The following is an 11,482-nucleotide window of genomic DNA, read 5'->3' as shown; positions in this document are numbered from 1 at the left end:
CAAAATTTGGAGTGGTTTTTTTTTATATCTTTGCCCCTATGGAAAAAGAACATCAAATATTTGGGATAAGAGCCATCATTGAAGCGATTCAAGCAGGGGCAACAGTAGATAAAGTTTACATACAAAAGGAAGCTAGTGGCGACCTAATGAAAGACTTAATGAAAGTCATGAAAAGAGAAAATATTAATTTCTCTTATGTTCCTGTTGAGAAACTAAACCGACTCACACCTAATAATCACCAAGGTGCGGTAGCTACTATCTCTCCTATCTCCTTTTTTGATTTAGAATCTTTAATTGAAACAGTTCTTGAAAATGGTAAAAATCCATTATTCTTAGTATTGGATGGAATATCTGATGCTAGAAATTTTGGAGCTATTATTAGAACAGCTGAATGTACTGGCGTTAATGGAATAATCGTTCAAAAATCAGGATCGGCACCTGTAAATGGAGATACAGTAAAAACATCTGCAGGGGCTGTTTTTAACATTCCGATTTGCAAAGTAGACCATATAAAAGATGCTATTTTCTTGCTGCAAGCGAGCGGCATTACCACAGTAGCAGCTACTGAAAAAACAGAAAAAAGTTTGTATGATGTAACCCTTTCTGGCCCTACTGCTATTGTAATGGGAGCCGAAGACCGAGGTATTAATCCATCGGTTTTAAAAATCATTGACGAGAAGGCAAAATTGCCTATGTTTGGAACCATTGGTTCATTAAACGTTTCAGTTGCTTGTGGTGCTTTCCTATATGAAGCGGTGAGACAGCGTAGCTAGATTGTAGAATGCAGATTATAGAATACAGTTCGTGGTAGAAAATCACGAATTACTTAATATTAAAGGAATCAGGACTCTTGTTTTGGTTCCTTTTTTTGTGTGGGTATACAATCGTAATGAATGGGTAAATTGGAGGTAAAATACGCCATTATGGGATCAACCTCCTCCTCTACCTCTGGTTTTGGCGGATTTACAAAATTGCCGTTTTCGTCAAAGCGTTGCATAAATTTATCTTCCGATGGGTCATAATCTGGGCGTTCCCATTCGTATTTATAGATTTTTTGATATTCTTCGGCTTTGAAAACAATAGACAATAAAAATCCAGTGATAAAACCCGCTAAATGACCTTCCCAAGAAATAGTATTGTCTACTTCGGGGAAGACATACCAAATCAAACCACCATAAACTAAAACTACAGTTAAAGAAAGTGCTACCAAACGATAATATTGGGTTTGAATTCCTTTGAAGAAGATAAAACTCACTAAAACATAAATGAGTCCACTAGCACCAATATGATAATTAGGGCGGCCAATAACCCAAGTAATAACACCAGACAATACTATTCCGAAGCAAAGAACAGCTAGCATTTGCTTAGGATAAAAATAAGACAGGGCAGTCAACAAAACGAGTAATGGCAGGGAATTATTATACAAATGCAATAAATCGGAATGGATGAAAGGACTAAAAAGTACACCTTGTAAACCCGAGAAAGTACGTGGATAAATCCCATTTTTGTCAAAATCGAAATGGAAACGAACTTCGAGCCAGTAGACCAACCATATCGTCAATAAAAAAAGTAGCGGTAAAAGGACTACGCGATTACGAAATTGAAAATGGTTTTCTTCCATAGGATAAATGCTATGCTATTGGTCTCTCAAAAATACATCCAAAATAGCGAAAATGCTAAATTGTCATACCTAATGTGTTGTGGTAGGTTTAGCCCAGATAGGAATGGAAAGCCCGGAGTGCCGCGCTCTACTTTTTTCTTGGCAGAAAAGAGCGACCAAAGGAAGCTCCTTTTATGCCTAGAAAAACAGAGCGCGGTGCGAGGACTTGTAATGTACAGCTGGATTGGCTCCTGAAAACTATAAAAAATGTTTATTTTTGTGGTATGGAAGCACCTTTAGCAGAACGCATTCGGCCACAAGCCTTGACGGATTATATTAGTCAAACGCATTTGGTGGGGCCTAACGGCTCGTTGACGCAACAAATTAAGAACGGAATCATCCCCTCGCTGCTATTGTGGGGACCGCCGGGTACTGGAAAAACTACGTTGGCGCAGATTATTGCACAGGAATCTAAACGACCTTTTTATGAATTGAGTGCTATCAATTCTGGGGTGAAGGACATTCGGGATGTGATTGAAAAAGCCAAACAAAGTGGCGGATTGTTTACGGCTAAAAATCCAATTTTATTTATTGATGAGATTCACCGGTTTAGTAAATCGCAACAAGATTCGCTTTTGGCGGCGGTGGAAAAAGGATGGATTACTTTGATTGGTGCTACGACTGAAAATCCGAGTTTTGAGGTGATTCCCGCGTTGTTATCGCGTTGTCAAGTGTATATTTTGAATGCTTTTACCAAAGAAGATTTAGAATCTCTGCTGGAAAGAGCGATGCAAGCGGACGCCATTTTGGCCAGCAAAAAAATTGAGTTAAAAGAAACCGAAGCTTTGCTGCGATTATCTGGAGGCGATGGTAGAAAACTGCTTAATATTTTTGAATTGGTGGTCAATGCCTCGGCCTCGGAACCGATTATTATTACCAATGAGCGGGTTTTGGAATTGGTGCAACAAAACACAGTGTTGTATGACAAGACGGGAGAACAACATTATGACATTGTTTCCGCTTTTATAAAATCGATTCGAGGGAGTGACCCCAATGGAGCGGTATATTGGTTGGCACGAATGATTGAAGGCGGCGAAGATGTTAAATTCATTGCCAGACGGATGTTGATTTTGGCAAGTGAAGACATTGGTAATGCTAATCCGACGGCATTTATTATGGCTAATAATACTTTTCAAGCGGTGGCTACGATTGGCTACCCTGAGAGTCGCATTATTTTGAGTCAGTGTGCGGTATATTTGGCAACTTCCCCAAAAAGTAACGCTTCGTATATGGCCATTGGCACCGCTCAACAAATCGTAAAACAAACGGGAGATTTGCCTGTACCCTTGCACTTAAGAAACGCTCCAACGAAATTAATGAAGGAATTGGGCTATGGTGAAGAATACAAATATTCACACGATTACGCGAACAATTTTGCCGAACAAGAATTCCTTCCTGACGCGCTAAGCAACACGCCTATTTATGTTCCTGGTAATAATTCGAGAGAAAATAGTATCCGAGAGTTTTTGAAGAATAGATGGAAGGAGAAGTATGGATACTAATGAGGTTAGAAGTTAGAGGTTAGAAGTAAATAAAATAAAACAAAAACGAGAATGCTTTGATTAATCAGCATTCTCGTTTTTTTATTTGTTCGGTTGGTATTCTAAACTAACTAAAACTTAATCGCTATTTTTTCAGACATTAGTTGTTCATTTTGATAGTATTCAAAAAACCAATTATTGTCTTTTAAAAACAAAACCCCTTGCACGTTTCCTTTTATTGCTGTAAAATAATCGCTCTTAGAGGTTTTATATAATTTCATAATCACTTTTGGTGTAGTATCAACCAATTGATATCCATTACTTGTAGGTTGAGCATAATACACCTCTGCTCCTGCAGCAGCAGCAGTTGTAGAAATCGGTACGACAGCAGGCACAACAGCACTTGTTGCAACTATAGGTGCTGGTACTGCAACGTTTGAAGTACTAGGATTCAAGTCCACCACCGCAGTACTACCCTCGTATTTATAATTACGAGCATACAAAGAAGCAAAAGCTTCCTCTAAAACCTCTTTATAAGCCAACGGATACTCTTTTTCTTTTGAATAGCCAGTTGCTGATCTAAATATTTCTTTTCCATTACAATCTTTTAGCACAAAATACATCTTAGTGGCTAAAAATGATTTTAAATTAATGACATCTACATACAATAAACTACATTTATCATAAGAATTTGGCTCTTCATTATAATACACTTCAAAACCAGCTTTAGACAAATTATGCTTAGTCATCGTTGACAATCGATACTCGTTTTTATTTTTTTGAAAATCAAATTTCAAAGGAACAATAACGGCTTTAAAATTATTAATGGATTGGGCAAAAGCAACACTAGTAAAAAGTGCAAAAAGAAATAAAAAACGTACTTTCATTATCATTATTTTTAGGGTAAAAAATGAGGAAAAAACCTCATTACTAATTTTATAAATTTACAAGAAATTTTTCAATTCTAACAATTGTTTTATTTGCAAGATTTCGGAACTAACAATCACTTGGCTGGGATTAAAAAATATAGCCGCCAAACCTGCATTGAGGGCTCCATTTACATCAGCATCGAGGCAATCACCAATCATTACACTATACTCTTTTTTAGTGTTTGCTACATCTAGAGCATGCTCAAAAATAATAGGATTCGGCTTCTTAACACCTGCCATTTCTGAATTGGTAATAGTTTTAAAGTAAATTTCTAAATTAGAATTTCTAACTTTTTTATCCTGAACATCAGCAAAGCCATTGGTAATAATATGCAAGGTGTATTTTTTATGCAAGTATTCTAAAATATCAATAGTTCCTTCGAATAAAAAATTATTTTCGGGTAACAACTCAATATAGTCAATTGCCATTTGATGAATTGCAGCGTCAGAAATGGCATAATCCATGGCATCAAATGACAATTTCAAACGGTCATAACGCAATTGATTATGCGAAATTTGATCTTTTTGATACAATTTCCAACATGCTTGATTAATTGGAATATATTTTTCTATAAATAAAGTTGTATCTATATCAGGATGATTTTTTTTAAAAATAGCATCAAAAGCCATCTCAGAATTTTTGTCAAAATCCCAAAGCGTGTGATCTAAATCAAAAAAGACATCGGTTATATTTTTTAAAAGCATACTATTATTTGAATATTCGTTTATCAAAAGGAAAATCAATCTGATCTGTAATTTGAATTTGTTTGAAATCCTGATGAAACGGATTAATTAAGAAATTAAAATCTCCTTTGACCACTGCTGAAGGTACTTTGAGTATCGCAAAATCATTTTGTTGAATAAAACGATCTCCTATTCCAGCGGTATGAAAAGAGGACGGAAACACATTCCAATCCGATTGCAAATCAACAATTTTGACTTCTTGAATTTCAACAACATCAGGAATAGAAATGGTTAGCATTACAAAATCACTTGGCAAAGTAGCTAATGACAAATGCACAACAACTTCTGCCATGGCAAGAGCTCTACTTTCTGCTGTGTAAATGATTTCAGTTCCTTTAGAATTCCATCTGGCACCGCACATTGAAGCGCCTTTTCCAGATAATTCTATGGGATATCTCTTTCGGGCTAGTCGAAAAACTTCCATTACACAAAAATACCTTGATCGATTTTTATCATTTCTTGCAAGACCAATTCTTTGCCGTAAGAATCTCGCAATAACTCAATTGGTTTTAGATTACCTAAAGCATAGGAAGGAAGGTTTAGCCAGCTATAAAACTGTTCTTCTGAATCAAAAATTGCTCTTCCAACAGTGGTTACTTCGGCTAATTCTAATATTTTTTCGGATTGTAAAGGTTTGAAAACAAAACTATCCTTGGCACGACTACGCTGTAAAGATTTTGTAGAGATCCCTAAAAAGAGTGCCCAATCTTCTTCATTAAATGGAGTTTGTTCTTGAATCAATTTAAAAAATTCATAGGGAATCCCTTCGCGAATGGCGTGAACAATTAGCATTTTATTCTTTAAGAAATCAGCATACGTCAATTTTTTATTTAAAACTTTGTAGCCACTAGTTTGTTCTAACTTTGAAACAAAAGAACGAACCATCGCATTAATAGCTGTGTTTGAATTTAATTTAATCGCTTCCATAAAAAAGACATTTGTCTGCAAATATAAGACAAATGTCCATATTAAATACGTTAATTATAAAATTCCTTCATCAGCAAAGCTAAAATAACTATGTTCAGTGATAATTATATGGTCTAAGACAGGAATATCCAACTGTAGGCCAGCATTTTTAATTCTTTTAGTTACCTGAATATCGGCTTCACTGGCTTGGAGTTTTCCTGACGGGTGATTATGTGCCAAAACAATAGCTACAGCATTTTGCTCTAATGCTATTTTAAATACTAATCGCACATCAACAATCGTCCCTGTAATTCCTCCTTTACTTAGTTGTGCTTTAAAAATAATCTTATTCGAATTATTAAGATATACAACCCAAAATTCTTCGTGAGCTAACTCACCTATGATAGGATACATTTCTTGATACATCACTTTACTCGAAGTTACCTTTACCAATTCGAGAGGATTCTCTTCTTTTCTTCGTCTTCCTAATTCTAAAGCGGCTGCAATCGTAATGGCTTTGGCTTCGCCTATCCCTTTAAATTCCATCAACTGAGCCAAAGATTGTTTTCCTAAAGAAGACAAATTATTATTGACGCTAGCTAAAATACGTTTACTCAGTCCCACTGCCGATTCATTTCTACTTCCTGAACCAATCAAAATGGCTACCAATTCGGAATCGCTTAAAGCACTTTTACCTTTGAGCATCATTTTTTCGCGAGGTTTGTCGTCTTCAGACCAATGGGTAATAGGGAAATTAGTTTCTTCCAAATGGTAAATAATTAAAATTGAACACTATACTAGTTTTGAAAAAACATCGTTTTATAATAAAAGTAAAAAAATGAAAGCAATTTATTTAATTTTCTTACTAAATTATTTTTCGACTACTACTACAAATCCAGCTTTTACATCAAATACAAAACCCTTTTCCATACAACTTTCGGAAGCTGCGCTAGCAATTATAAATCCGAATGTCAAATATGATCCGACATATTGTTCTATAAAATATCCAAATGGAGATGTTCCCAAAAACAAAGGCGTTTGTACCGATGTAGTAATAAGAGCCTATAGAAAACTCAATATTGATTTGCAAAAAGAAGTACACGTGGATATGAAGGCAAATTTTTCAAAATATCCCAATCTAAAAAAATGGGGAATGAAGAAAACCGACACCAACATTGACCACAGAAGAGTTCCAAATTTGGAAGTTTTCTTTGAAAGAAAAGGCAAAAAACTATTAGTGTCCGATAACGCTCAGGATTACAAAACTGGAGATATTGTCACTTGGATGATTAACGGAAAACTTCCTCACATAGGAATTGTAACTCATAAGAAAACAAGTGATGGTTTACGCCCTTTGATTGTTCATAATGTAGGATACGGACAAGTCCTAGAAGATTGCTTATTCAAATACAAGATAGTAGGACACTTTCAATACCAGAAATAAAAAAAGGTGCCAAAAACTGACACCTTATTAATATTTTATGTATTCGACTCTACAACATTAAATTTTTAACTTCATCAAAATTCAACCCACCATAATTTCCAGAACTCATTAGCAATAGTGCGGAATTCTCTAAATTTTGATTAAATAAAAAAGTCTTGAATTCGGCTGGATTAGTATAAATGATTAAGTCTTCTCTATTGAAAGCTTTAGCTATTTGTTCATACGTCACTTCCTCGAGTTGTTTAATCTTTACGGCATCAGGAGAATAGAATACCACGGCAATATCAGCATATTCTAGGGCTCCTTCATATTCTTTCAAGAATTCGGCATTCAAACTACTGTAAGTGTGTAATTCCAAACAAGCTACCAAAGTACGTTCAGGATATTGTTCTTTTACGGCTTTTGTAGTTGCAGCCACTTTACTTGGCGAATGCGCAAAATCTTTGTAAGCCACTTTCCCTTTACCTTCGGTAATTTTTTCCAATCGTTTTGAAGCTCCTTTAAAGCTGGCAATCGCTTCATAAAAATCAGCTTCATCAACACCCATATTTTGACAAATCCATTTGGCTCCAGCGAGATTGTTCAAATTATGCGCTCCAAAAACTTCAATTGGCATAGGACCTTCTGGCGTTTCTAAAAGTGTCACTCCATCTTTTACTTCATAATTTGGAGTGGAATACGCCATTTTGCGAATCGGATTCGTAGCTGCTTCGGCCACTCTTTTCACTTCTGAATCTTCTGCATTATACACTAAAATCCCGCCATTGGTGATTTTGTCAATAAAAATCTCGAATTGATTCACGTAATTTTCATAGGTCGGAAAAACATTGATATGGTCCCAAGCAATTCCAGAAATCAAAGCAATATTCGGTTGGTACAAATGAAATTTTGGTCTTCTATCAATTGGTGAAGACAAATACTCATCCCCTTCCAAAACCATAAAATCATTTTCTTCTGTAAGATGCACCATAGTATCAAAGCCTTCCAATTGGGCGCCTACCATATAATCAACTTCTATGTTATGATAGTGCATCACGTGCAAAATCATTGAGGTAATCGTAGTTTTTCCGTGTGAACCTCCTATTACAACACGTGTTTTATTTTTGGACTGCTCGTATAAAAACTCAGGATAAGAATAAATTTTCAATCCTAATTCTTGCGCTTTTAATAATTCTGGATTATCGGCTTTTGCGTGCATTCCTAGAATTACCGCTTCAATATCAGCAGTGATTTTTTCAGGAAACCAACCCAACTCAGCAGGCAAAATTCCCTTTTTCTCCAAGCGAGATTTTGAAGGTTCGAAAATAGCATCGTCGCTACCTGTTACTTGATATCCTTTGTTGTGAAGAGCCAAAGCCAAATTGTGCATTGCACTTCCGCCAATAGCTATAAAATGAAGCCCCCTAGCCCCCGAAGGGGAAACAGCAGCTGTATTGTTTGTATTTGAATTCATATGTAGATAATATTTGTTTTTGAAAGGAATATGCTATCGCCATTCTTCATCTTTGTTTGTGATTTGGAATCATGGCGATTTCATAATGAATGAGTATAATTATTCCTATTTTATTTATAATGTTATGAGTTCCCCCTTTGGGGGCTAGGGGGATTTCAGTTCTTGTGCTTTCTTGGGGTTGTTTAATTTTTTCAAATATAATTGATATAATTTTTGAAAAGTAACTTTTGAATTGCCAATTTCGTGCGCTTTTTTGTATTGAATTTCAGCAGCCGAATTGCGGTCGAAATACTCCTCAATATGCCCACGTGACAAATAACCGTCAACAGGAGAAATTTTTAATAACTCATTAGAATACTGTATTGCTTTCGACTGACTACCACCAACAATTCCAGGCAATTGCAAATTGAGTTCGATGAGAGCCCATCTCGCCTCAATATGTTTAGGCTCGAGAGCAATGGCTTTTTCAAAAGAGGAACGAATGTCACCAATCATTCCCAAAGCCTTGAATTTATTCACCTCTTTGGCTTTCATACCCATAACTCCACCACATTTGTAATGATAATCGGCTTCATTGGGTTTTACTTTTTTCAACTTATTGTAGTAACCTAGCGCTTTATCCCATTGTTTTTGTTTTCCTGCGATATCGCCAAGATATTCTATCGCTTTCAAATCATTTGGATTTGTTTTCAAAACTGATTCAAACAAAGATGCTGCTTGTGCATACTTTCCGGCTTCAAATAACTTTTCGCCTGTATCCAAATTGGATTGTGAAACCATAAAAAGAGGAAATAGAATAAAAAAAAGTACTGATTTTTTCATTCTTCAAAAATAAATAAATTTTAGAGTAAACAGACGCATAATTTACATTCAAGATAAACTATGACGAAATAAATAATACAAAGAAAAAATTAAAATCACATTCCCCTAACACTACTACCCTATTTTCGTAAAAACTTTATATGAAAAGTAAACGAAAAATTCCTCTAGTCGTAATTAGTGATGTGCATTTGGGCACGTATGGTTGCCAAGCCAAAGAATTACTACAATACCTCAAATCCATTCAACCGCAAATCTTAATTCTCAATGGCGATATTATCGATATGTGGAATTTTAGCAAAAGTTATTTTCCGGTGGCACACATGAATGTTTTGAGACAAATCATAAAACTATCGAATTTAGGCACAAGAGTCATCTACATTACAGGAAATCACGATGAAGCCCTTCGTAAATATTCAGATTTTGTTTTAGGGAATTTTGAGTTGGTCGACAAATTGATTTTAGAAATCGATGGTAAAAAAACGTGGTTCTTTCACGGGGATGTGTTCGATTCTTCCACCAGAGGCTATGCCAAAATCCTTGCTAAATTGGGTGGCAAAGGTTATGATTTGTTGATTCTAATCAACAGTTGTATCAATTGGTTCCGAGAATTGTTGGGTAAAGAAAAAAGAAGCTACTCCAAAACCATCAAAGACAGTGTAAAAAAAGCGGTCGCATTTATCAGTAATTTCGAAACCACTGCTGCCGAAATCGCCATAGAAAAAGGCTACAGCTTCGTGGTCTGTGGCCATATCCATAAACCTCAAATGAAGACCATCGAAAACGAACACGGACAAGTTACTTACCTCAATAGTGGTGATTGGGTCGAAAATCTAACCGCTTTGGAATACAAAAAAGGAAAATGGAGCATCTACCAATACCTTAAAGAACATTACAAAGATGCCGACACTTCCGAAGAAAAAACAAAGAACGACATCGTGGTCAAAATCTTATCCTAATCCGTAAAATGAAAATATTCTACGCCATTCAAGCCACAGGAAACGGTCACATTAGCAGAGCCATTCAACTCTACCCTTATCTGCAAAAATATGGCGAAGTTGACTTTCTCTTAAGCGGCACTTATGCTTCCTTAAATCCAAGCATTCCGATTAAATACAGAAGCAACGGATTGAGTCTTCATTACAGCCAATGCGGTGGACTAGATTATTGGAATATTGCCAAAAAAGTAAAGCCCAATCAAATCTACAAAGACGCTCGCTCGCTACCACTAGACCAATACGATGTCATCATCAATGATTTTGATTCTATCACTTCATTGGCTTGTAAATTACAAAAAAAACACTCGGTATCTTTTGGTCATCAAGCCAGTTTCACCTCAAAACTAACTCCTCGACCCGAAAGAAAAGATGTAATCGGTGAATTAATTTTCAGACATTATGCGCCCGCTCCTCAAAATATTGGATTGCATTTTGAACGCTACGATGATTTCATTTTACCTCCCATCATCAAAGACGAAATCTTACACGCCGACCCAAAAAATGGCGGACATATCACCGTTTATCTACCGTCTTTTCAAAAAGAGTGTTTAGAAAAAGCCTTCCATAAATTACCCAACGAGCACTTTCACTGGTTTTTAAGCGATGTCAAAACAAAGCATAGAGTCAAAAACATCACTTATTATCCTGTAGACCAAGCGCTGTTCAACAAAAGTGTAATCAAATGCCAAGGCATCATCACTGGTGGCGGATTTGAAACACCTTCGGAGGCATTGTACCTACGCAAAAAAATCCTTTCCATCCCCATTCGTAAACATTACGAGCAGGAATGCAACGCAGCTGCTTTAAAAAAAATGGGCATTCCCGTCATTTATGAAGTCGATCAAGATTTCGATTTGATTATAGAAAATTGGCTCACCTTGCCTATGAATTACCCCAAAATCGAGGCCAATGTCATTCCACACACTTTAGACTTCTTGTTTGACACCTATACCCAAAAACAAAACCGCCTCGAAATTAATCAAGACGGTCTTATCTATTAAAGTTTTTAGGAGCAGAAAAAATGGGCGTTCTGGTTGTCATCGTCCCT

At 36.1% G+C, this 11,482-nt stretch carries 13 protein-coding genes; 5 read left to right on the top strand and 8 right to left on the bottom strand.

The genetic code is table 11. From position 1 onward, the window contains the following. Positions 1 to 38 precede the first annotated feature (38 nt). On the top strand, positions 39 to 773 hold the full coding sequence (rlmB, locus tag AO58_RS0109555) for a 23S rRNA (guanosine(2251)-2'-O)-methyltransferase RlmB (protein ID WP_024981501.1): 735 nt from the start codon (positions 39 to 41) through the stop codon (positions 771 to 773). A 68-nt stretch (positions 774 to 841) separates the two neighbouring features. Here rlmB and AO58_RS0109550 read toward each other — a convergent pair whose 3' ends face one another. Then, positions 842 to 1,621 (bottom strand): rhomboid family intramembrane serine protease, encoded by a 780-nt coding sequence (locus tag AO58_RS0109550; RefSeq protein ID WP_024981500.1) that lies wholly within the window; start codon positions 1,619 to 1,621, stop codon positions 842 to 844. Positions 1,622 to 1,884: 263 nt separating this feature from the next. Between AO58_RS0109550 and AO58_RS0109545 the strand changes: the two genes are divergently transcribed. After that, positions 1,885 to 3,162 (top strand): replication-associated recombination protein A, encoded by a 1,278-nt coding sequence (locus AO58_RS0109545; protein WP_024981499.1) that lies wholly within the window; start codon positions 1,885 to 1,887, stop codon positions 3,160 to 3,162. 110 nt (positions 3,163 to 3,272) lie between these two features. On the opposite strand, the gene AO58_RS0109540 is transcribed toward AO58_RS0109545, so the two are convergent. From AO58_RS0109540 to radC, 5 genes are read right to left on the bottom strand one after another with little or no spacing between them, the layout of a single operon-like run. Then, entirely contained in the window at positions 3,273 to 4,028 is a 756-nt protein-coding gene (locus AO58_RS0109540; RefSeq protein ID WP_024981498.1) for a hypothetical protein, read from the bottom strand. A 57-nt stretch (positions 4,029 to 4,085) separates the two neighbouring features. Next, positions 4,086 to 4,775 carry a YjjG family noncanonical pyrimidine nucleotidase gene (locus AO58_RS0109535; RefSeq protein ID WP_024981497.1) on the bottom strand — a complete coding sequence of 230 codons (690 nt, stop codon included), beginning with the start codon at positions 4,773 to 4,775 and terminating at the stop codon, positions 4,086 to 4,088. A 4-nt stretch (positions 4,776 to 4,779) separates the two neighbouring features. Then, positions 4,780 to 5,238, bottom strand: a complete 459-nt coding sequence (locus AO58_RS0109530) for an RES family NAD+ phosphorylase (RefSeq protein ID WP_024981496.1) — start codon at positions 5,236 to 5,238, stop codon at positions 4,780 to 4,782. Continuing rightward, positions 5,238 to 5,741: an Xre family toxin-antitoxin system antitoxin gene (locus AO58_RS0109525; protein ID WP_024981495.1), complete on the bottom strand. Its 504-nt coding sequence runs from the start codon at positions 5,739 to 5,741 to the stop codon at positions 5,238 to 5,240. The genes AO58_RS0109530 and AO58_RS0109525 overlap by 1 nt, the downstream gene beginning before the upstream one ends. 54 nt (positions 5,742 to 5,795) lie before the next feature. Beyond that, a complete protein-coding gene (gene radC / locus AO58_RS0109520; RefSeq protein ID WP_024981494.1) occupies positions 5,796 to 6,488 on the bottom strand; it encodes a RadC family protein in 693 nt (230 codons plus the stop codon). 70 nt (positions 6,489 to 6,558) lie between these two features. Between radC and AO58_RS0109515 the strand changes: the two genes are divergently transcribed. Beyond that, positions 6,559 to 7,164 (top strand): DUF1287 domain-containing protein, encoded by a 606-nt coding sequence (locus AO58_RS0109515; protein WP_024981493.1) that lies wholly within the window; start codon positions 6,559 to 6,561, stop codon positions 7,162 to 7,164. A gap of 49 nt (positions 7,165 to 7,213) precedes the next feature. Here the strand turns inward: AO58_RS0109515 and AO58_RS0109510 are convergent, their stop codons facing one another. Together AO58_RS0109510 and AO58_RS0109505 are read right to left on the bottom strand one after the other, a co-directional pair. Further along, a complete protein-coding gene (locus tag AO58_RS0109510) occupies positions 7,214 to 8,617 on the bottom strand; it encodes a UDP-N-acetylmuramate--L-alanine ligase (RefSeq protein WP_024981492.1) in 1,404 nt (467 codons plus the stop codon). Between the two features lie 144 nt (positions 8,618 to 8,761). Then, a complete protein-coding gene (locus AO58_RS0109505) occupies positions 8,762 to 9,439 on the bottom strand; it encodes a tetratricopeptide repeat protein (protein WP_024981491.1) in 678 nt (225 codons plus the stop codon). Between the two features lie 140 nt (positions 9,440 to 9,579). Between AO58_RS0109505 and AO58_RS0109500 the strand changes: the two genes are divergently transcribed. Together AO58_RS0109500 and AO58_RS0109495 are read left to right on the top strand one after the other, a co-directional pair. Continuing rightward, on the top strand, positions 9,580 to 10,395 hold the full coding sequence (locus AO58_RS0109500) for a UDP-2,3-diacylglucosamine diphosphatase (protein WP_024981490.1): 816 nt from the start codon (positions 9,580 to 9,582) through the stop codon (positions 10,393 to 10,395). Positions 10,396 to 10,403: 8 nt separating this feature from the next. Next, positions 10,404 to 11,435, top strand: a complete 1,032-nt coding sequence (locus tag AO58_RS0109495) for a glycosyltransferase family protein (RefSeq protein ID WP_024981489.1) — start codon at positions 10,404 to 10,406, stop codon at positions 11,433 to 11,435. The last annotated feature ends 47 nt before the right edge of the window (positions 11,436 to 11,482 follow it).

Origin of the sequence: Flavobacterium succinicans LMG 10402 (assembly GCF_000611675.1) — a bacterium.
In the GTDB taxonomy this organism is placed as follows: domain Bacteria; phylum Bacteroidota; class Bacteroidia; order Flavobacteriales; family Flavobacteriaceae; genus Flavobacterium; species Flavobacterium succinicans.
This window is presented reverse-complemented; position numbering and strand designations above follow the sequence as displayed.